Source organism: Agrobacterium salinitolerans (assembly GCF_027498475.1).
GTDB classification, from domain to species: Bacteria; Pseudomonadota; Alphaproteobacteria; order Rhizobiales; family Rhizobiaceae; genus Agrobacterium; species Agrobacterium salinitolerans.
Genome location: NZ_JAPZLN010000007.1, coordinates 177,407 through 197,849 on the forward strand (window position 1 = coordinate 177,407; position 20,443 = coordinate 197,849).

General features: G+C 58.9%; 22 protein-coding genes and 1 tRNA gene. 9 read left to right on the forward strand and 14 right to left on the reverse strand.

All coding sequences use genetic code 11. From position 1 onward, the window contains the following. Positions 1-48: 48 nt before the first annotated feature. Both mgtE and O9X91_RS21775 read right to left on the reverse strand, forming a co-directional pair. Positions 49-1,422 (reverse strand): magnesium transporter, encoded by a 1,374-nt coding sequence (gene mgtE / locus O9X91_RS21770; RefSeq protein ID WP_077982631.1) that lies wholly within the window; start codon positions 1,420-1,422, stop codon positions 49-51. A 283-nt stretch (positions 1,423-1,705) separates the two neighbouring features. Then, positions 1,706-2,950: an MFS transporter gene (locus O9X91_RS21775; RefSeq protein WP_142912471.1), complete on the reverse strand. Its 1,245-nt coding sequence runs from the start codon at positions 2,948-2,950 to the stop codon at positions 1,706-1,708. 235 nt (positions 2,951-3,185) lie between these two features. Here O9X91_RS21775 and O9X91_RS21780 point away from each other — a divergent pair, with 235 nt between their 5' ends. From O9X91_RS21780 to O9X91_RS21790, 3 genes are all read left to right on the forward strand, one after another. Then, positions 3,186-4,094 (forward strand): diacylglycerol/lipid kinase family protein, encoded by a 909-nt coding sequence (locus tag O9X91_RS21780; protein ID WP_142912472.1) that lies wholly within the window; start codon positions 3,186-3,188, stop codon positions 4,092-4,094. 191 nt (positions 4,095-4,285) lie between these two features. Next, positions 4,286-5,662 carry an aspartate aminotransferase family protein gene (locus O9X91_RS21785; RefSeq protein WP_162520418.1) on the forward strand — a complete coding sequence of 459 codons (1,377 nt, stop codon included), beginning with the start codon at positions 4,286-4,288 and terminating at the stop codon, positions 5,660-5,662. 59 nt (positions 5,663-5,721) lie between these two features. Continuing rightward, positions 5,722-6,192: an OsmC family protein gene (locus O9X91_RS21790; protein ID WP_269833779.1), complete on the forward strand. Its 471-nt coding sequence runs from the start codon at positions 5,722-5,724 to the stop codon at positions 6,190-6,192. Positions 6,193-6,195: 3 nt separating this feature from the next. Here the strand turns inward: O9X91_RS21790 and vapC are convergent, their stop codons facing one another. From vapC to O9X91_RS21825, 7 genes are all read right to left on the reverse strand, one after another. Then, a complete protein-coding gene (gene vapC / locus O9X91_RS21795) occupies positions 6,196-6,585 on the reverse strand; it encodes a type II toxin-antitoxin system VapC family toxin (RefSeq protein ID WP_269833780.1) in 390 nt (129 codons plus the stop codon). Further along, on the reverse strand, positions 6,582-6,812 hold the full coding sequence (locus O9X91_RS21800; RefSeq protein WP_269833789.1) for a type II toxin-antitoxin system VapB family antitoxin: 231 nt from the start codon (positions 6,810-6,812) through the stop codon (positions 6,582-6,584). Before O9X91_RS21800 ends, vapC begins: the two co-directional genes overlap by 4 nt. A gap of 66 nt (positions 6,813-6,878) precedes the next feature. Next, positions 6,879-8,384: an AMP nucleosidase gene (gene amn / locus O9X91_RS21805; protein WP_077982626.1), complete on the reverse strand. Its 1,506-nt coding sequence runs from the start codon at positions 8,382-8,384 to the stop codon at positions 6,879-6,881. A gap of 105 nt (positions 8,385-8,489) precedes the next feature. Then, positions 8,490-8,666 (reverse strand): hypothetical protein, encoded by a 177-nt coding sequence (locus O9X91_RS21810; RefSeq protein ID WP_162520402.1) that lies wholly within the window; start codon positions 8,664-8,666, stop codon positions 8,490-8,492. Between the two features lie 11 nt (positions 8,667-8,677). After that, positions 8,678-8,860 (reverse strand): hypothetical protein, encoded by a 183-nt coding sequence (locus tag O9X91_RS21815; RefSeq protein ID WP_162520419.1) that lies wholly within the window; start codon positions 8,858-8,860, stop codon positions 8,678-8,680. Positions 8,861-9,008: 148 nt separating this feature from the next. Beyond that, entirely contained in the window at positions 9,009-9,605 is a 597-nt protein-coding gene (locus O9X91_RS21820) for a hypothetical protein (RefSeq protein ID WP_269833781.1), read from the reverse strand. Between the two features lie 163 nt (positions 9,606-9,768). Further along, the gene (locus O9X91_RS21825; protein WP_077982624.1) at positions 9,769-10,107 is read right to left on the reverse strand and encodes a DUF2147 domain-containing protein; all 339 of its coding nucleotides are present in this window, start codon (positions 10,105-10,107) and stop codon (positions 9,769-9,771) included. Positions 10,108-10,686: 579 nt separating this feature from the next. On the opposite strand from O9X91_RS21825, the gene O9X91_RS21830 reads away from it, so the two are divergent. Next, positions 10,687-10,950, forward strand: a complete 264-nt coding sequence (locus tag O9X91_RS21830) for an SEL1-like repeat protein (RefSeq protein ID WP_003524109.1) — start codon at positions 10,687-10,689, stop codon at positions 10,948-10,950. Between the two features lie 327 nt (positions 10,951-11,277). Here O9X91_RS21830 and O9X91_RS21835 read toward each other — a convergent pair whose 3' ends face one another. After that, the gene (locus tag O9X91_RS21835) at positions 11,278-12,390 is read right to left on the reverse strand and encodes a pyridoxal phosphate-dependent aminotransferase (protein ID WP_173988513.1); all 1,113 of its coding nucleotides are present in this window, start codon (positions 12,388-12,390) and stop codon (positions 11,278-11,280) included. A gap of 158 nt (positions 12,391-12,548) precedes the next feature. Next, on the reverse strand, positions 12,549-12,896 hold the full coding sequence (locus tag O9X91_RS21840; RefSeq protein ID WP_269833783.1) for a hypothetical protein: 348 nt from the start codon (positions 12,894-12,896) through the stop codon (positions 12,549-12,551). A gap of 327 nt (positions 12,897-13,223) precedes the next feature. Between O9X91_RS21840 and O9X91_RS21845 the strand changes: the two genes are divergently transcribed. Both O9X91_RS21845 and O9X91_RS21850 read left to right on the forward strand, forming a co-directional pair. Beyond that, on the forward strand, positions 13,224-14,441 hold the full coding sequence (locus tag O9X91_RS21845) for an NAD(P)/FAD-dependent oxidoreductase (RefSeq protein ID WP_269833784.1): 1,218 nt from the start codon (positions 13,224-13,226) through the stop codon (positions 14,439-14,441). 7 nt (positions 14,442-14,448) lie between these two features. Beyond that, positions 14,449-15,249 (forward strand): HpcH/HpaI aldolase/citrate lyase family protein, encoded by an 801-nt coding sequence (locus tag O9X91_RS21850; protein ID WP_269833785.1) that lies wholly within the window; start codon positions 14,449-14,451, stop codon positions 15,247-15,249. 1 nt (position 15,250) lies between these two features. Here the strand turns inward: O9X91_RS21850 and O9X91_RS21855 are convergent, their stop codons facing one another. Beyond that, positions 15,251-15,427 (reverse strand): hypothetical protein, encoded by a 177-nt coding sequence (locus O9X91_RS21855; protein WP_162854288.1) that lies wholly within the window; start codon positions 15,425-15,427, stop codon positions 15,251-15,253. An 89-nt stretch (positions 15,428-15,516) separates the two neighbouring features. Then, on the reverse strand, positions 15,517-15,858 hold the full coding sequence (locus O9X91_RS21860) for a hypothetical protein (protein WP_077982618.1): 342 nt from the start codon (positions 15,856-15,858) through the stop codon (positions 15,517-15,519). Between the two features lie 162 nt (positions 15,859-16,020). On the opposite strand from O9X91_RS21860, the gene O9X91_RS21865 reads away from it, so the two are divergent. Next, positions 16,021-16,111 (forward strand) — tRNA-Ser (locus O9X91_RS21865). 44 nt (positions 16,112-16,155) lie between these two features. On the opposite strand, the gene O9X91_RS21870 is transcribed toward O9X91_RS21865, so the two are convergent. Further along, a complete protein-coding gene (locus O9X91_RS21870) occupies positions 16,156-17,346 on the reverse strand; it encodes an IS481 family transposase (protein WP_269834263.1) in 1,191 nt (396 codons plus the stop codon). A 762-nt stretch (positions 17,347-18,108) separates the two neighbouring features. On the opposite strand from O9X91_RS21870, the gene O9X91_RS21875 reads away from it, so the two are divergent. Together O9X91_RS21875 and O9X91_RS21880 are read left to right on the forward strand one after the other, a co-directional pair. Then, positions 18,109-19,221 carry a porin gene (locus O9X91_RS21875; RefSeq protein WP_142912491.1) on the forward strand — a complete coding sequence of 371 codons (1,113 nt, stop codon included), beginning with the start codon at positions 18,109-18,111 and terminating at the stop codon, positions 19,219-19,221. Between the two features lie 615 nt (positions 19,222-19,836). Further along, positions 19,837-20,443, forward strand: a 607-nt coding sequence (locus O9X91_RS21880; protein ID WP_269834374.1) for a porin, incomplete at its 3' end; no start/stop codon positions are given.

A 20,443-nucleotide genomic window follows, 5' to 3' on the forward strand; every position in this document is an offset into this window, starting at 1 on the left:
GTATACCCAAATGAGTAGGCCCGCTCCTCCGAGCGGGCCTTTCGTCTTTTAGAGCAACGTGCCGCTGAGGATCACCAGCGCTACCGAGAAGTAGATGACGAGGCCGCTGACATCCACCAGCGTCGCGACAAAGGGGGCGGACGCGCTGGCGGGGTCGAGCCGCAGGCGTTGCAGCACGAAGGGCAGCATCGAGCCGGCCAGCGAGCCGAAGGTCACGATGCCGACGAGGGCTGCGAAAACGGTGGCGCCGACCAGCAGCCAGTGCTCGCCATAATCGTAAAACCCGGCCTGCTGCCAGAGGCTCAGGCGCAGGAAGCCGATGGCGCCCAGAATGCAGCCGAGCGTCAGGCCCGTCGGGATTTCCCGGAGCAACACCCGCCACCAGTCAGAAAGCTTCAACTCGCCGAGCGCCAGCGCCCGGATGATGAGCGATGTGGCCTGCGAACCGGAGTTGCCGCCCGAGGACATGATGAGCGGAATGAACAGCGTCAGCACCACGGCCTTTTCCAGCTCGCCTTCGAAATGCTGCATAGCGCTGGCCGTCAGCATTTCACCAAGGAACAGGGCTGCGAGCCAGCCGGCGCGCTTGCGGATCATGTCCGGAAAGCCGATCGTCATATAGGGCTTGCCCAGCGCTTCCATGCCGCCGAATTTGTGGGCGTCTTCCGTCGTGTCGGCGATCATGGTGTCGATCACGTCATCGACGGTGACGATGCCGAGGATATGCGAGCGGTCATCGACGACGGGCAGCGCCAGCAGGTCGTGCTTGCGGATCAGCCGGGCGACATCCTCCTGCGACATTAGCGGGCTTGCATAGGCAATGCCTTCTTTCGACGCGACGGAAAGGATGGAAGCGCCGGCTTGGCCGGTCAGCAGGCGGCGCAGCGTCACGACGGTGGAGAGCGTTCCGTCCTCAGCCAACACATAGATGGCATAGACCGTTTCACGCGAGCGCTCGACGACGCGGATGTGCGAAAGGGTCTGTTCCACCGTCCAATTGTCCGGCACGCTGACGAATTCCGTGGTCATGATCGAGCCGGCGGTACGCGGCGGATAACCCATCAGGTGCTGGATGGAGAGCGCCGTCGTGCGGTCCAGCCGGGAAAACAACTTTGCCCGCGGCTCTTCGGCCATTTCCGCCATAACGTCGGCCACACGGTCGTCGGACATCAGGTTGACGAGGCGGGCGGCCTGTTCGACCGGAAGATCGGCGATGATGGCGGCGGCGCCATGCAGTTCCGGCCGGTCGAGAATGGCGACGGCCTTTGCCTGCGGCATGGCGAGGATGGCGGTTACGGCCTCGGCGACATCCAGCGTATTAAGGTGCTCGACGCGTTCGGCAATGGTGGTGGAGCCGGAGTTTCCGCTACGAAGAAGACGTGCGGCCTTGCTGGCCCTCTGGGAGAGGTTGTGGAAGTTCATGATTGCTCACCTTTCCGTCGATTCGCCGATCACGGCGAACGCGGTGGTGAGCCGACAGCGGTCGGATCAGTTCACGTTCGCCGGTCTCGGCAAAGGCAATCGACTGCTACTGTCGCTAGACATCCAATGATGCTCCGTTGAAATCCGCGCAGTGCCTGATCGGCATGCGCGTAAGGCCGTGTTGCGCCTGAAACCGAAAAGAGTCAAGCGCCTGATTGTTAAATTTCCGCAAGGGTCCGTACCGCGGCAGGAGGCGGTGGTGCTGGCTGTTAAAAAGGCGATCTCAAGCCGCCTTTTCACGCCGCTCGACAGTGACCGAAACAAGGAAAACGCCAAGCCCGAGCAGGGAAAGAACCGCGCCCACATAACCGGTGGAGGCGTAGCCGAAACCCATGGCGATGACGAGGCCGCCGAGCCAGGCGCCGAGCGCATTGGCGATGTTGAAGGCGGAATGGTTGGAGGCGGCCGCCAGCGTCTGCGCATCCTGCGCCACATCCATCAGCCGCGTCTGCACGGCCGGACAGGCGGCGAAACCGCAGCCAATCAGGAAGACGCAGAGGCAGAGCATGAAAGGATTGTCCGCTGTCATGCCGAACACCGTCATGACAAGCACGTTGAAGGCGAGCATGCCGCCAATCGTGCCGTTGAGCGAGATATCGGCCAGCCGCGAGCCGACCACATTGCCGACATTCATACCGATGCCGAACAGCGCCAGCACCATGGAGACGGTGGAAACCGGCATCATCGCCACATCGGTGGTGGTCTTGGCGATATAGCTGAAGACCGAGAACATGCCGCCGAAGCCGACGGCGGCGATGGCGAGCGTCAGCCACACCTGCACACGGCGGAAAGCGCCGAGTTCGCGCCAGACGCTGGCGCCTTCCTCCACCCGATCACGCGGCTGGAAGAACCAGAGCAGCGCCACCGTCAGAAGTGCGATGCCGCCGACCAGCATGAAGGCCGCACGCCAGGAAAGCAGCTGGCCGAAGAAAGTGGCGAGCGGCGTGCCGAGCAGGGTGGCGATGGTGAGACCGAGCATAACGCGGCCAACGGCGCGGGCGCGCTTGTGGATCGGTGCCATGGAGGCCGCCACCAGTGCCGCAACCCCGAAATAAGCGCCGTGCGGCAGGCCGGTGATGAAGCGCAGAGCGGTGAAGCTCAGGAAATCCGGTGCAACGGCGCTCAAGATATTACCGGCCGCAAAAAGCCCCATCAGGCCGAGAAGCAGGGTGCGGCGCGTCATGCGCGCGGCGAGAACCGCGATGATCGGCGCGCCGATGACGACGCCGAGCGCATAGGCCGTGATGACATAACCCGCCTGCGGAACGGTGACGCCATAGGTGGCGGCGACGTCGGGAAGCAGGCCCATGATGGCGAATTCGCCGGTGCCGATGCCAAAGCCGCCGGCGGCAAGCGCCAGTTCGATGAGCGCGATGGCAAGCGGGGAGAGGGCCACGGCCGGGGCGGCCGTGTAAACGGCTTCATTCTCCGCGTCAAGGCGGGCTTCAGAGAAATTCGAGTGGCTCATCGTGACCTGAAAAGCGGGAAGGGCCCACAGAAAAAAGGGCAAGACCGTATGGGAGCGGTCTGCCCTGACTGGAGATGCGCGGTCATGAAAATGACCTTAAGTGATCCCTAACATGAAATGATGCGTTGCGGTAGAGCGATTCTCGGCAAAAGAGCATCTTCACGCGATGGTGTTCGGAACCCTATATAAGGTCAGGCATTTACGCGCGGCTGCCTTGTTGGATCGGGTTGGAAACATGAAGCTCATTGCAATTTTCAATCGTGACGGTGGCACGTTTCGCACCACAGGCATGGAGGCCTATTGCGACCATGCCCGCGAGGTTTTCAGCCGCGCCGGCCACGCCATCGAGTGCCGCCTGGTCTCCGGAAAGGATATCGTCGAGGAAATGGAGCGCGCCGCCGATGAGCCGGGCATTGAAGGCATCATCGCCGGCGGCGGTGACGGCACGATTTCCGCAGCGGCGGCCATCGCCTGGAAACACGGCATCGCGCTCGGCATCGTGCCGGCCGGCACCATGAACCTCTTTGCCCGCTCTTTGAAGCTGCCGCTCGATATTCGCCAGGTGCTGGAGACGTTGGCGCATGGCGAAGTTGCCAGTGTGGATATCGCCAGCGCCAATGGCCGCCTCTTCGTTCACCAGTTTTCGGCAGGCCTGCATTCGCGCATGGTGCGCTACCGCAACAATCTCGCTTTTGCCTCCCGTCTCGGCAAGATCAAGGCAAGCATCCGCGCCGCCATCAGCGTTATCCTCAATCCGCCGGTGTTCGAGGTGGAATATACCGTGAATGGTGAAACCCAGTACCGTAAAGTCTCGGCCATCTCCGTCTCCAACAACGAGTTCGGCCAGAACTCGCTCCTGGTGGCAGACAATGTTTCCGGCGGCCATCTCGGCTTTTACCTCACCGATCCGCTACGCCCTTCGGGCGTTGCAAAACTCGCCTTTGACATTTTGCGCGGCAAGCTCAAGGAGAACGACGCCGTGACGGCCATGACCTCGACTGATGTGGAGCTTCATTTTCCGAAGAAACGCCACGACGTGCGATGCGTGATCGATGGTGAATTGTTGCCGATGGAACGGGATGTGGCTCTCAAAGTTCATGCGGGCGAATTGAGGGTTCTGGTGGGGCGGTCGTTTTTCGCATAGCGCAACCGACTGTGAATCGAGCGATCGCCGCTTGTTTCTTATCCCCGCCGGGGAGAAGAAACCCAGCCGCCTCCGCTTGTCCAAGCCGCCTCTCTAAAAAAACGTCAGCCTTGCCAAATCGAAGCCGCCCGGCCATGTTCGGCGGGCGTGACGGCGTGAGCGCCGTTGCCTTTATGGGAGTGCAATCTGTCATGACTGAAATCTCCAAGCCGATGTCCAATCTTGCCGCCATCGATGCCGCCCATCACCTTCACCCCTTTTCCGACATGGGCAAGCTCAACGCCGCCGGCACCCGCATCATCGAGCGCGCCGAAGGGGTCTTCATCTATGACAGCACCGGCAAAAAATATCTCGACGCCTTTGCCGGCCTTTGGTGCGTGAATATCGGTTACGGACGCCGCGAGATCGCCGATGTCGTACAGCGGCAGATGAATGAGCTGCCCTACTACAACGCGTTTTTCGGTACCACCACGCCGCCCGCCACACTTCTGGCGCAGAAGATCGCTTCGCGCGCCGGACCGAAAATGAACCATGTGTTCTTTACCAATTCCGGTTCGGAAGCCACCGATACCTGGTTTCGCATGGCGCGGGTCTACTGGAAGGCGCTCGGCCATCCGACGAAGACCAGGGTAATCGCGAGACGCAACGGCTATCACGGCTCGACCGTGGCCGGCGCTTCGCTCGGCGGCATGAAATGGATGCACGAGCAGGGCGATCTGCCGATCGAGGGCGTGGCCCATATCGGTCAGCCCTATTGGTATGTCGAGGGCGGCGATCTTTCGCCGGCCGAATTCGGCCTGAAGGCGGCGCGCGAACTGGAGGCGAAGATCGATGAACTCGGCGAGGAAAATGTCGCCGCTTTCGTGGCCGAACCCATTCAGGGCGCCGGCGGCGTCATCGTGCCGCCGGAAACCTACTGGCCGGAAATCGCCCGCATTTGCAAGGCGCGCAACATTCTTCTCGTCTCCGACGAGGTGATCTGCGGTTTCGGCCGTCTCGGTTCCTGGTTCGGTTACCAGCATTTTGGCGTGGAACCGGATCTCGCGCCTGTCGCGAAGGGGCTATCATCAGGTTATCTGCCGATCGGTGGCGTCATCGTCTCCGACCGGGTGGCGGAGGTGATGCTTTCCCAGGTCGGTGACTTCAATCACGGTTTCACCTATTCCGGCCATCCCGTCTGCGCCGCCGCCGCTTTGGAAAACCTTCGCATCATCGAGGATGAAGGGCTGGTGGAGCGGGTGCGAAACGATATCGGCCCCTATTTCTCCGAGGGCTGGAAAAGCCTCACCGATCACGAGCTGGTGGGCGAGGCCGTGAATGTTGGCCTGATGGGCGGGTTGCAACTGACGGCGGACAAGGCGACCCGCAGACGTTTCGCCAAACCCGACGATATCGGAACCGCCGTGCGCAATCATTGCCTGGCCAACGGCCTCGTCATGCGCGCCACCGGCGACCGCATGCTGGCTTCGCCGGCTTTGACCATCAGCCGGTCGGAAATCGACCAGATCATTGAGACACTGCGCAAGGGGCTCGACCACCTGCGCGATACGCGGGAGCATTTCCAGTAAAACCGCGTAGCGGTTTTACATCCGGAAAAGGCGACGAAAAACTCTTAGGGAGAACTAAAATGGCAGGACAGGAACATCATTACGCCGTGCAGGTGAAATGGACCGGCAATCGCGGCAAAGGCACGTCGGGTTACCGCGATTATGAGCGCGACTACACGATTTCCACGGCGGGCAAAGCGGATATCGCCGGCTCCTCCGACCCGGCCTTCCGCGGCGATCCCTCTCGCTGGAACCCGGAAGACCTGCTCGTCGCCTCGCTCTCGGCGTGCCACAAGCTCTGGTACCTGCATTTCTGCTCCGTCAACGGCATCATCGTCGAAGACTATGTCGACAATGCCGAAGGCACGCTTGTCATGGAAAAGGATGGTGCCGGGCAGTTCAGTGAAGTGGTGCTGAAACCGGTCATTACCATCTCGAAGGGTGATCCCGCCCGGGCGGATGAGCTGCACCATGATGCGCATGACAAATGCTTCATCGCGCGCTCAGTGAATTTTCCCATCCGCGTGGAGGGGACGGTGAAGATGGTTTGAGGTTCAGGCAAATTGCAGACCGAGATGATCGGCCATTGGCTGAAAGTCCCGGTCATTGTGCAACAGCTCGTACCCGTGCTCGATGCAGTAGGTCCCGATAATGAGGTCAGCCGTTTTACGTACTGTTTTCCCTACGCCGCGAAGTTTTCGGTAGTTGTCAGCAGCTTTAACGGCAAGTTCGGGTGTCAGCATTGGTACGAACCCGAAGCGCTTCAGCCGACTATGTATAGCCGCCGCCAGCCTGTCATTTCGCTCTCCCTGCAGGATTTCGAGAACAATAATGTCGCCGATAATCACGTCGGTAAGATCGCTTACATCGTTGAGCGTTGTGACTTGAGGCGTGGATTTATTCCGAAACCAGTCGATCCAGACAGATGTATCGACAACGATCATTCTGCGGCATCTTTCGATTGGATATCTTCTGCGCTCCAGCTATTGCGCACATTTTCTAGGTCGCCATTCCAGCCGATGCCTCTCAGTTCCTGCAACGCTTTACGTCGCCCGAGATTCTCCACGAGATCGCGCAAAGCCTTCTCAACGGTTGCCTTTTTCGTCGAGAGGCCTGTGATTTCCATCGCTTCGGCGATCAAGGCGTCGTCAAGCTCAATATTCGTGCGCATGGAAAAATCCTTGGTGTATCGATTTTTGAGATCATACACCAAGGCAGGCTTTCGCCACAGCTGTTTTTACTGGAACGCCGTCTCGTAAAAACTTCTGAGCTTGCGCGAATGCAGCGTTTCCGTTGGCATGGCCGCAAGCTTCTGCACGGCGCGAATGCCGATTTGCAGATGCTGGGCGACCTGCGTGCGGTAGAACTCCGTCGCCATGCCCGGCAGTTTCAGTTCGCCATGCAACGGCTTGTCGGAAACGCAGAGCAGGGTGCCGTAGGGCACGCGGAAGCGGAAGCCGTTCGCCGCAATGGTGGCCGATTCCATGTCGAGCGCAATGGCGCGCGACTGCGACAGGCGCTTGACGGGGCCGGCCTGATCGCGAAGTTCCCAGTTGCGGTTATCGATGGTGGCGACGGTGCCGGTGCGCATGATGCGCTTCAGCTCGAAGCCCTCGTAGCCGGTAACTTCTGCCACAGCGCCTTCCAGAGCCAGTTGCACTTCAGCGAGAGCCGGGATGGGCACCCAGACAGGTAGGTCGTCGTCGAGAACATGATCCTCACGCACATAGGCATGGGCCAGAACATAGTCTCCCAGCCGCTGGCTGTTGCGCAGGCCGGCGCAATGGCCGACCATCAGCCAGGCATGCGGGCGCAGCACGGCGATGTGGTCGGTGATCGTCTTAGCGTTGGAAGGGCCAACGCCGATATTGACGAGCGTAATGCCGGCATGACCCTTTTTCTTCAGGTGATAGGCGGGCATTTGCGGCAGCCGCGCCAGTGTCATATCGGTTGTCGGCCTGTCGGAACCGGCAAGCGTGACGATATTGCCCGGCTCCACGAATTCCGTATAACCTTCACCGCCGTCGGCCATCAATTTCCGCGCCCAGGCGGCGAATTCATCGATATAGAACTGGTAGTTGGTGAACAGCACGAAGTTCTGGAAATGGCTGGCGCTCGTCGCCGTATAGTGGCTGAGGCGCGCCAGCGAATAATCGATGCGCTGTGCGGTAAAGGGCGCAAGCGGCGCCGGTTCGCCGGGCACCTGATCATATTCGCCATTGGCGATGAGATCGTCGGTATTGTTGAGATCGGGCGTATCGAAAAGATCGCGCAGCGGCACGTCGGAGAGCGAAGACGCCGCCGCCGCCTCGACATAGGCGCCTTCGCCGAAGGCGAAATGCAGCGGAATGGGTGTGGCCGATTCCGACACCGTTACCGGAACGCCGTGGTTCTTGATCAGAAGCCCCAGCTGCTCTTTCAGGTAGTGGCGGAAAAGCTCAGGGCGGGTGATCGTCGTCGTATAGACGCCGGGGGCGGTGACATGGCCGTAGGAGAGACGCGAATCGACATGGCCGAAGGTCGCGGTCTCAAGGCTGACCTGCGGGTAGCAGGCGCGGTAACGGCCGGTAATCGGCGCACCCTTGGCGAGTTCGGTAAAGGAGTTGATGAGGAACGCCGTATTGCGTTCATAAAGCGCGGTCAAAGCCGCCACGGCTTCTTTCGGATCCGTGAATGTCTGCGGCGCGAAAGGCTCGGGGCTGATGAAGGTGAGGGGCGGAATCGTTCGTTTTGCTATTGTCATGGCCCATTATAAGAGGCCAATTTCGACAGGCAAGCGACAGAAATACGAAGAAGCTGAAAAGAAACGCGAAAATGCAGTTCGAATAACTGTGGGGCGGCAGAAATTTCAGCCGAGCGCGCCGCGCTGCAGGCTCATCAGGAGTACGAATCCGGCGCCCTTCGAGGCCGGGCGGGGATCGGCCTTGTAAACCGCAAGTCCGGCCACCGGGCCGAGAAAGATCGAGGCCATCAGCATCAGCCGCAGGGCGGAAAACAGGCCGTTGGAGAAGCTTGTCGTCATCATCAAATCCCTTCTTACAGTACGACGGGGCAATTGGCGGCGGGCGCCGGGCTGTGCTGGCAGGCAATTGCCGCGCCGGCATTCACCCGCTGGAAACTGCGGTTGGGATTAACGACGAGCGAGGCGAAGGACATGGCGAAGATCGCCATGAGAAACGCGAAGATTGCCAGTCGGCTGATCAGCTTTGTCATGCCCATTCCCCTTTATTGGAGTTGATGGACAGAGTTTTGCCACACTCGGACTGAACGGACCCTGAGGTCCCGGTTCATATGGTGTTCAGGGATGTTAACGGGTAGTGACATGGTGGATTGATGCCACAGTGGCGCTGGAGCACCCGCTTTTCGATCAGGGCAGAGGGGCTTCCGCACGCGCCGCAAGATCGGTCAGCAGGGTCTCGAATGCCCGAGGCTGGGTCACATTGACAACCGGCACGCGGTGCTCCTGCGCGGATGCCAGCATGTCCGTGTTTTCCCGCAACGAACGCTCGATGAAGGCGTCGATGATCCGCCGCTTCTCAGCCGCTGCATCTTGATAGCGGGCGTGAGAGCGCATTCTCTCGAGAAGAAAATCATTGCCGGCATGGAGAAAGACACCGGCGACCTCGTCGCCGAGCAGGGGCGAAATCAATTCCGGCCGCAGGGCCGCGCCCTCGAAGATTGCGGGCGTGCCGGTGCCTGACCTGCTGTCGATCATCGTGCGGATCGATGGCCAGATGTTCTGATGATGTATCTTGAGAAACCAGTGGATCGTTTCCGCCGAGAGCTGCGAGTAATATTCCTCCACTTGCACCGGAACGCGCGGCCATGGCCTTCCCGGATGGCGGGCGAGACTGTCGGTCGATATTGCCTCGCAACGCAGCCTATCGCTCAACAGGCCCGCAAGGGTGCTTTTGCCGACATGCGAAGTGCCTGCGATCAGGATTGTCGAAAGGATGGGGCGCATGCGTCGCTCTCGTTGGTGTCGGGCGCAACAATACATCAACGGATATATGGCTTCCATGCGGCCTGCGCCCGCAGGTTCGGGCGAAGTCCTTGGGCGGCGCACTGCACCGTCAGCCGCGGGGTCGCAAGCGGCAGGACAGAAAGCCCACCCGCCGCCTTGTCGATTACAGCCGCGTCCAGGTCTGCGATTTGCACAGAACCTTCAGTACGCAACCCTTCATGCTCAGCGAATTGCCGGAAACGGTGCCGGAGCCGCTATAGGTCTTGTCATTGGCAGGATCGGTGATCTCGCCGGAATAGCTGTTTCCCTTGCCGGAAAGCTTGCCAATCTGTTTTCCGGCATGCTTGCCGGTCTTCAGCGTCACGCAGAAAGCGCCGCCGCAGGGGCCGATCACGGCGGTTTCGCCGCTGGCCGTCTTCCAGTTGCCCTCAATGGCTTCTGCGGCAAAGGCAAGGTTGCTGCCCATCAGCAGGGCAGCGGTCATCATCATCACACGCTTCATGGAAACTCCTCCGTTCACGTCGCGCTGGTCTTTGCCCGTTCATCCTCCGCACGGGCAGGCGGATAGTATTTGACGTTAACGTAAAAGGAAATAGAAATTTGCGTCCATTGCACGGCATTTGCGACGTTTGAAAGCGAAGAAAAGAGGAAAACAGAAAATCGGTGTTTGGATCGTGGTGAACGAAGGGTTTAAATCCAATTCTAAACTTTTCGTAAAATTCGCCGCAAAGTCCTTAATTTCCGCACCTCGTGATATTTAACGAAAACCCAATTTTACCAATCGTTTGCAGTTTGTTTGCGGCCCATTAATCATGCCTTTTAAGCGACCGTTGAAGGCCCGGTGGCATAGTGAACTCATCAAAAGCGCAGGGAAAACCTGCCGGACGGAAGGGCAAAAAAGCCCCAAAAGACGGCGGGTCCGGACGATAGCCTCGGCAAGAAGGCAATGATGAAACAGGCGAGAGCATTCCAGCAAAAGTGCGAAGCGGTTTTGCGTCGGGAAATGCGAAAAAAACAAAGAGACAGAGCGCTTCGCTTTTTGACGAAAAGCGGAAAGCTCTGAACGACAGGGATAAAAACGATGGCACGCTTTGAAATCCGCGATATCGAAATGGCTGCCGGTGGCGAAACCCGCGCCGACACTCTTTGCAATCTCGGCCTGGTCTATGCGACCGGCCGGGGCTGCAAGGTGGACCTGATCGCAGCCCATAAATGGCTCAACATCGCCGCGATCCGCGGATCGGAAAGAGCCGCTTCGCTGCGCGCCGATCTCGCCCGCAACATGACGAAATCGGAACTGGCCGAAGCGCTGCGCGCTGCCCGCGACTGGATGACGATGCACTGATTGACCCACGCCATCATTGAGATTTCCGGTCCGGTTCCCTCCAGTCCCGATGACCGGCGCAAAGGAAAGTAAACCCGAAGGGGAACGCGGCGAGGGCTTTGAAAACAAGCTTTTGCGCTGACACATCAAACCGCGACCGGCAGGAACAAGGCCGGCGCGGTTTTCTTATGTTTTGCGATGTCCGTTGCCGGAAAATGATTCGCGGGCAGGAGCTTGCGGGAGGTTGTTGAATCGATGCGTGCAATGCGAAGTATCGGATTATAGGCGCGCCTCGCCTGAAACTCTCATCCCTGTTCCGGGGAACAGGGATGAGGGTGGGCTGGGAACTTACCCGATCGTCTTGAGAACCTTCGGCAGCGCTTGCTCGAAAAGATCGAGCTTGTCACCCGGCCCCACGCTCACGCGAATGCAGCGGTTGAGCGGCGCAACGCCCGGCATGCGGATGAAGACGCCATGTTCCATCAGCCCATCGACGATGGCGCGGGCATAAGCCCCGTCGCGATGGCAATCGATGGTGACGAAATTGGTGGCGGAGGGGAGCGGTGATAGGCCGTTATCTCGGGCAATTGCCGAAATGCGCTCACGGGCGTCAGAAATTTTACCAACGACTTCATGCAGATAGGCTTGATCTTTCAGTGCCGCCAAAGCGCCGGCGATCGAAATGCGTGCCATGCCGAAATGGTTGCGGATCTTGTCGAAGGCTTCGACATTGCCGAGCGTGCCGATGGCGTAACCCACGCGCGCACCCGCAAGCCCATAGGCTTTCGAGAAGGTGCGCATGCGCAGGATGTTCGGCTGGCCGATCAGCGCGTCGATGGCCGGCACGGCGCTGGCCGGCGCGGTTTCGCAATAGGCTTCATCCAGAATGAGCAGGCAGGTTTCCGGCAATGCGCGGGCGAAGGCGACGACTTCGCTCGCTTCCCACCAGCTTCCCATCGGATTATCAGGGTTGGCGAAATAAACGAGTGGCGCATTTTCCCGGATGACGAGATCGAGCAGCCCGTCAAGATCTTCGTGATCGTCGACATAGGGCGTGGTTATGAGTTTCCCGCCAAAACCGTTCACATGGTAATTGAAGGTGGGGTAACCGCCGAAAGAGGTGACGACAGGCGTGCCCGGCTCGACGATCAGCCTGGCGATCTCGCCCAGCAGCCCATCGACGCCGCCGCCGATGGCAATATTGCCGCGCGAGACGCCATGGTGGATGGCGAGCGCTTCCTTCAGCTCGAAATTTTCCGGATCGCTGTACATCCATGTCTCTGCTGCCGCATCGCGCATGGCCACAAGCACGGAAGGGGCAGGGCCGAAGCCGCTTTCGTTTGCGCCGATACGCGCTTCAACCTTCAAGCCGCGGTTCCGCTCGATGGCCTCCGGGCCAACGAAGGGAACGGTGGAGGGTAGCGAGACGGCGAGGGGGGTAAGGCGTGAAAAAGCGGACATTGGCTTCAGAGTTTCCGGTATCTGTGTTTAAAACCCGGCTCACAATAGGTCCAAAAAAACCGGACGCAAGGCGCAGCCGGTTGCGGCATGACTGTTTTGGAACAGAATTTTACGTCCCGGTGAGGGGGCGGAAAAGCCATCGGCCTATCGTGCCGGGGTCACGCGTTGGTCTCGAAGCTCAGGCGTCGCACATGGTGCAGGAACTCCGCATCGATCAGCATATTGAAGCCGATCGTCACTTTTTCCTCTTCGCGCCGGATCAGCGTGCAACCGATCTCATCGCGGATACCGAGAATTTCCAGATAAAAATTGGCCGGCATTTCCAGATCGGGGCTGACATCCAGTTCCGCGCCGTAAAGGGAAATGGTCCGCACCAGGCAGCGCATGGTGTCCTTGGCGCTGAGATGATGCCCGATGAAGGTGATCTTGCCGGGCCGGTCGATCTGAAATTTCTCGTACATCTCGTCCTGGGGGACGTTCTGACTGATATCCATATGCAAAGCCATGACAACCTCCCGGATTGCCTCTCTCGTGCCTATTTTAACGCGGCTTCCTTGCCAGGGCATGAAGAAAATCCGCGCAATTCTCTCTACTCTGTGTCGATCTCGACCAGGTTTCGTTGGGGAAGCCGATGTTTCCTCTCATAAAAATGCTTTTCGCCCCATCCGGTTGCAATGGAGCCGCAGTCTATGCTGATAAGGCGTCATGCTTGCACCGGGCTGGCGTTGCTGCGCGGTTGACTACGGCCGTACTTGGCGTTACGCCTGATCCTGCAATGTGGCTTCTCGGGGTGCGGCAGGATCGGCGCTTCGTGGTTGTTCTGGGAGTGGACTGTGACGGGAAGGCTGGTAATCGTCGGGGCGGGGCAGGCCGCTTTCGCGCTGGCGTCGAAGCTGCGGGCGCTGAAGGACGAGCGCCCCATCACTGTCATCGGTTCCGAGGATGCCTATCCCTACCAGCGACCGCCGCTCTCCAAAAAATACCTTCTCGGCGAGATGAGTTTCGACCGGCTGATGTTCCGGCCGGAGGAATGGTACGCTGAAAACAATATCGACATCCGGCTGTCCACGTGGGTGGAGGAGATCGACCGTAGTGCTAAAACCGTGCGCATGCAGGATGGCAGCACGCTTTCCTATGACAAGCTGGTGCTGGCGACCGGGGCGGCACCCCGCCTGCTGCCGGCCAGCATTGGCGGCGATCTCGAAGGCGTGTTGATGGTCCGCGACAAGCGCGATGCCGACCGGCTGGTGGAGGAGATGAAGCCGGGCCGCAGGCTGCTGGTGATCGGTGGCGGTTATATCGGCCTTGAAGCGGCTGCGGTTGCCCGCAAGCTCGGCCTTGAGGTCACGCTGATCGAAATGGCCGACCGTATTCTGCAGCGCGTGGCGGCAAAGGAAACCGCCGATATCATGCGCGGCATCCACCAGGCCCATGGCGTTTCCATCCGGGAAAAGACCGGCCTCGTGCGCCTTGTCGGCATGGATGGCCGGGTGGCGGCTGCCGAACTTTCCGACGGCTCGATGCTGGATGTCGATTTTGTCATCGTCGGCATCGGCGTGACGCCGAATGACCGGCTCGCCCGCGAATCGGGCCTTGATGTCGGCAATGGCATCGTGGTCGACGGCCGTACCCGCACATCCGATGCGGACATACATGCGGTGGGCGATTGCGCCATGTTGCCGTGGCGCGGCCAGCATGTGCGTCTCGAATCGGTGCAGAATGCCGTTGATCAGGCCGAGGCCGCCGCTGCCGTGCTGGCCGGCAGTGAGGCCGCCTATGATGCGAAACCCTGGTTCTGGTCGGATCAATATGAGGTGAAGCTGCAGATTGCCGGCTTCAATCTCGGTTATGACGAGACGATGCTGAGGCCCGGCGCCCGTGAAGGCAGTTGGTCCATTTGGTATTTCCGCGACGGGCGATTCGTCGCTGTCGATGCCATCAATGATGCCAAGGCCTATGTCGCCGGCAAGAAACTGCTCGATACCGGCGCGGAGCCGGATCGCGCCATCCTGGCGGACGCAGCCGCCGATCTGAAATTACTGCTTTCCTGAGGACATTATGCTCGCTCCCGAAAACCGTTTCAAAACCGCCATCCATGCGGGCAAGCCGCAGATTGGCCTCTGGCTCGATATGGGCGAGGCCATCACGGCGGAAATCGCCGGAACTGCGGGTTTTGACTGGCTGGTGATTGACGGAGAACACGGGCCGAATGATCTGCGCAGCATCATCGATCAGCTGCGTGCGCTTGCCACATCGCCCGCCGAGCCAGTGGTGCGCGTGCCGGTCGGCGAAAGCTGGATGATAAAGCAGCTTCTGGACGCGGGTGCGCGCACGCTTCTCGTGCCTATGGTCGATTCGGCCGATCAGGCGAAAGATCTGGTCAGTGCCATGCATTATCCGCCGCGCGGCATTCGCGGCATGGGGGCTGCCGTCGCCCGCGCTTCCGCCTTCAACACGATAACCGATTACGCCGACAGCGCCTCGGACGGCGTCTGCCTGCTGGTGCAGGCCGAAACGCGTGCGGCGATCGACGATCTCGACAATATTCTTGCGGTGGAAGGCGTGGACGGCGTCTTCATCGGCCCGGCGGATCTGGCGGCGGATATGGGTTATCTCGGCAGGATAGACGAGCCGGAAGTGCAGACGGTGATCGAGGCAGCCATTGTCAAGATCGTCAAGGCGGGCAAGGCCGCCGGCATTCTCACCTTCAACGAAACCTACAATCGCCGCTATCTCGAACTCGGCGCTTCCTTCGTGGCCGTCGGCGCCGATGTAACGGAATTCGCCAGCACCCTGCGTGCGCTATCGGCCCGTTACAAGGGCGGGGCAGCACCTGCGCCATCACGGTCGGGATATTGATTCAGTCGTCGTTGCTGGCGTTCAGCTTTTCCGGCGGAATGCCTTCTTCGCCGGAGGCGAGATAACCGCCGTTGATAAGGGCGGCGCGAACGATGCGCTGGATGGCTTCATCCCTGTCGATGCCGTGATCCCTCGCAAAATCCGACAAAGCCGTTTCAAGATCGTCGCTGAACCGCATATTCGCCCCCATTCATCCCATTTCAAATCAACACGAAAAGGCAAGGCGGGATTGACCCGCCTTGCCTGAATTTTAAGCCCGTGCGGCCATCAGCGCCAGCGATAAAGGCTTCCGTTCGACGAATTCTGCTGCGTGCTTGTGCCGACCGCATAACCGATTGCAAAACCGAGTGCGCCAACGATCGTCAGCAGGGAGGTTGCCGTGCCGGGATTCTCCTTGACCGCTTCGACGACATGCTGGCCCTGGGCGCGCACATTGTGGGCCGCCTTGCGAACGCGCCCGCGCGCCTCATCCAGAAATTCGGATGCATCTTCGCCCACGCCTTCCGCGCGGGCCGAGACGGATTTAGAGAGGGATGCGATCTGCGAACGCAGCTCCGCAATCTGGTTTTCGATCGTGTCTTCGACAACATTCAGTTTGGTCTGAGCCATTAGAACACCTCTTTTGTTACCGAAGCCAGAACGTGCCGGCCTGCAAGAAGTTCCCGAAAGGCCCGCAAAGTTTCGCAGGAGGATGTTCAGCCAACAGGTTTTTGTGCTTCTTGGCGAAAAAGCCTTGCAATCATTTTTTTTACGCAATAATCAGGCCGCACCGGAGAGGTGGCCGAGTGGTCGAAGGCGCTCCCCTGCTAAGGGAGTATACGTCAAAAGCGTATCGTGGGTTCGAATCCCATCCTCTCCGCCATTTCGGCGCTTGTCCAGACCGGAGACATAGGTAACAGTTTGTACCTAAGACATAGGTGACAATCTCGTGCCGAACGGATTGTCGATTGTTTGCAGCGTTCTCTGTTCCAGGTCGATATATCCTAGATCGTAATGCATGAAGCTGACGAGCCAAATGCCGTCTTCCACCTCCTTTAATCCCAGTTTCTGTCCGGCCAGTACGGTCGATATATTGATCTTCTTGCGAAAGAGGCAGGCGCGTCCGCAATTGGTGACGATGATGTCTCGATCATGGAAGGGATAATCGATCTCCGGCAGGCCAAGGTAGGGGCGCAAAGAGGCGGTATAGAGATCAGCAGGCACTTTCATGCTGATCGCCTCATGCGGCCTCTCGCCATTGAATTCGCTGACGAATGCATCAAAGCGTACCTGTTGCTGGAGAAGGCTACGTTCGGGTGGGCGAGTTGCCTCCTTCTTCAATGTCAGATGCATACGCTCATGCCGGCCGTTCTGCTGTGGATGGCCCGGTTTGATGCGCTCGATCGCTATCCCAAGCCTCAACCAGAAAACCGACAGCTTCGACAGATTGTACAGCCCGTTTGGTGAGGCAAAAGGTAGCCCGTTGTCCGAGCGTATCGCCTGAGGCAGGCCATGTTCGGCAAACAGGCGGCGGAAGGCTTCGATCACGGCTTGCTCTCGTGTCGATTCGAAGGCTTCGCAAGCCAATAGATAGCGGGATGCCTGATCGGTTACGGTCAAAGGGTAACAATAACGGCCATCCCCAAGTTTGAACTCGCCCTTGAAGTCGGCGCACCACAGATCGTTGGCATTGACGGCTTGCGACAGCGTGGTGCCCATGGCCTTGTTTGCCCGGTTCCTCTTGCGGGCCTGGCGCACAAGGCCATGGCGGTCGAGCACCGCATGTACGGTGCTGCTCGCCGGAATACGGACGTCGCCAGCGAGCTTTTTCACCAGCAGTTCGCGGATCTTGCGCGCACCCCAATGAGGCTTCTCCTTTTTGAGGCGCACGATCATTGCCTCGACGGGATCGGGGAGTTGGTTGGCGTAGCGCACCGGACGCCGGGAGCGGTCCGTCAGAGCTTCAAGCCCGTCGTCCTTGTAGCGATAGAATATCTTGTAGCCGGTCTTGCGCGATATGCCGAAGTCCCGGCACACCTCGCTCATTCCTTCGCCCTCCAGCAAACGGGCGACAAAGCGTAGACGTTCTTCCATAACCGAAGTCTCTCTCCACGGCATCAACACCTCCCGCAAAGCGAAAAGTGTTACCCATGTCTCCGGTACAAAACGTCACCTATCTCTCAAGTCGGACACGCCAAGACCGGAAATTCCAGCCCGCCCGATCCTTCACTTCAAGACTGCTGCCGGAGCGCTTTGGCGACTGTCGCCGCTTGTCACCTGTTCTTCCGTCCGTTTCGAATTGGCGCGCGCAACAAATCGGCTGCTGCCGATCATAAAAGCCAATTGTCGAATGCGACGCCTCCTCATCACATCAGATATCCCGAGCGAATAGACGCGATCGATACGACGTCGGTCCCTCGAATCGTTGCGTGGGGAATCGGTGTCAAACGGCTTGGCTTTTCCCTAATCTCTCCACGCGCGCTGTGAAGGTGTGTCAGATGCAGGGGTGTAAGGATGCGACGGTTTCCACCTCTCTTGCCCGACGAGGCAAGGTTTCTCCGAAAAAGCCGGCAGTTTGTAAATATCTCGTTAATCTAACTAACTAACGGATTTTCAAGCAATTTCTTAACGCATGGTAAAGCCGCCTGCGGGGTGGCTGCGTATGGTGTGTTGTTTCCGCAACAAATCGAAATGAAGCATATACGTAAATGCTATTTATCGGATGTTGGCGATTGCATGCGGCGAAACCTTTTGTATTTTCACCACCAGAAGCGAGGCGGTGGATCGTTTGGCTTCTAAGAACACGGGAATGGGGCAGGGAATGCTGTCCTTCAGCGAAAGTACCCAGACCCACTTAAAAACTTTGACTGGAGGTCAACCATGAACATCAAGAGCCTTCTCATCGGCTCCGCTGCGGCTCTCGCAGCAGTATCCGGCGCACAGGCCGCTGACGCTATCGTCGCTGCTGAGCCTGAGCCCATGGAATACGTTCGCGTTTGCGACGCATTCGGCACCGGCTTCTTCTACATCCCCGGCACCGAAACCTGCCTGAAGTTCCAGGGCTACATTCGTTTCCAGACCGACTTCGGTCGTGACAAGTCCGGCACCTCTGACTGGGATTCGTTCACGCGCGCTCAGTTCGAAGTTGACACCCGCACCGACACCGAACTCGGCGCTCTGCGCGGCTTCATCGGCCTGCGTGGCGATGCCGACCAGGACTCCAGCCGTGGCGTCAACGTTGACCAGGCTTTCATCGAACTCGGCGGCCTGAAGGTCGGTCAGTTCTACAACTGGTGGGATGACGGTCTCTCTGGCGAAACCGACACGCTCTCCACGAACTCCAAGTTCAACTCCATTCGTTACACCTACGACGCAGGTTCCTTCTGGGCTGGCGTTTCGGTTGACGAACTGGAAGGCACGGGCTCGAAGTTCGTAACGATCAACGCTGCTGGTACGGCCGCTCGCGCTCTGGAAGCTGACAACAACGTCGGTATCTCCGCTGGTATCGGTGCGAAGCTCGGCGCTGCATCGCTGCAGTTCATCGGTGGCTACGACGTAGACCAGGAAGAAGGCGCTCTCCGCCTCATCGCTACGGCTGACATCGGCCCCGGCACGCTTGGTCTTGCTGGTGTTTGGGCTTCTGGCGTAAACGCTTACTACGCTGAATCCGAGTGGGCAGTTGCTGCCGAATACGCAATCAAGGCAACTGATCGCCTGACGATCACCCCCGGCTTCCAGTACTCTGGCAACATTGCCGGTAAGGGCACTGGTGCAGCGTTCACCGCAGCAGGTGTGCCTGTTACCGGCGGTACGTCCACAACCAGCTACTACATCGTTAACGACTGGTCGAACGATGATGCTTGGAAGGCTGGCGTAACCGTCGATTACAAGATCACCCAGGGCCTGACCACCAAGGTTGCAGTTAACTACTACGACCCGGACAACGGCAACGAGCAGTGGACCGGTTTCGTCCGCCTGCAGCGCGCGTTCTAATCTAATCTGATCTGACATTGTCAGTGATGGAAACCCCGGCAGAAATGCCGGGGTTTTTCTTTTTTCAAGGAATGGCGAATCGGGTGGAGCATATCGGGGCCGGCCCATAGATGTGCGATTCCCTCTCTGTTTGCGGTGTACGCTGGATTTTCTCGGGCGAAACGGGCCGCATTCCCACGGGGAGGGCTGAGTCGGCCGGTTGCCGAACATCAGGGCGCAGAAAGCAGAAATGATGTTTCATCCCGATTCACCTCGACCCAAAGAGCTCCTTTCCGCCCGTACAGTCGCCTTTTGGACAATCTTTCGTGGCGCGAAAATGCTGAGTTTTCGGCAACCAGGTGCGTTCCTAGTCTTTCGACTTTTTTTGGTTTTCGCTTAAGTGGCTGAAAATGAATATTTATTAATGATTTTTTAACGAACTGGGTCCCGTCTGTTAGAATTGTAGCTATTTCGCAACAATGAAAAACTAAGGACACCTTACTGTCTTCCTTTTGTCACGATTGCGATTGCCTGTGCGGGAGGTTTTGGCTCTAATCATCTCCATAAGCGGCACGCATCTTTGAAGTGCTTCCCACCCGCTGCTTAGAAGATTAAGCGTTTGACTGGAGGTCAACCATGAACATCAAGAGCCTTCTCATCGGCTCCGCTGCGGCTCTCGCAGCAGTATCCGGCGCACAGGCCGCTGACGCTATCGTCGCTGCTGAGCCTGAGCCCATGGAATACGTTCGCGTTTGCGACGCATTCGGCACCGGCTTCTTCTACATCCCCGGCACCGAAACCTGCCTGAAGTTCCAGGGCTACATTCGTTTCCAGACCGACTTCGGTCGTGACAAGTCCGGCACCTCTGACTGGGATTCGTTCACGCGCGCTCAGTTCGAAGTTGACACCCGCACCGACACCGAACTCGGCGCTCTGCGCGGCTTCATCGGCCTGCGTGGCGATGCCGACCAGGACTCCAGCCGTGGCGTCAACGTTGACCAGGCTTTCATCGAACTCGGCGGCCTGAAGGTCGGTCAGTTCTACAACTGGTGGGATGACGGTCTCTCTGGCGAAACCGACACGCTCTCCACGAACTCCAAGTTCAACTCCATTCGTTACACCTACGACGCAGGTTCCTTCTGGGCTGGCGTTTCGGTTGACGAACTGGAAGGCACGGGCTCGAAGTTCGTAACGATCAACGCTGCTGGTACGGCCGCTCGCGCTCTGGAAGCTGACAACAACG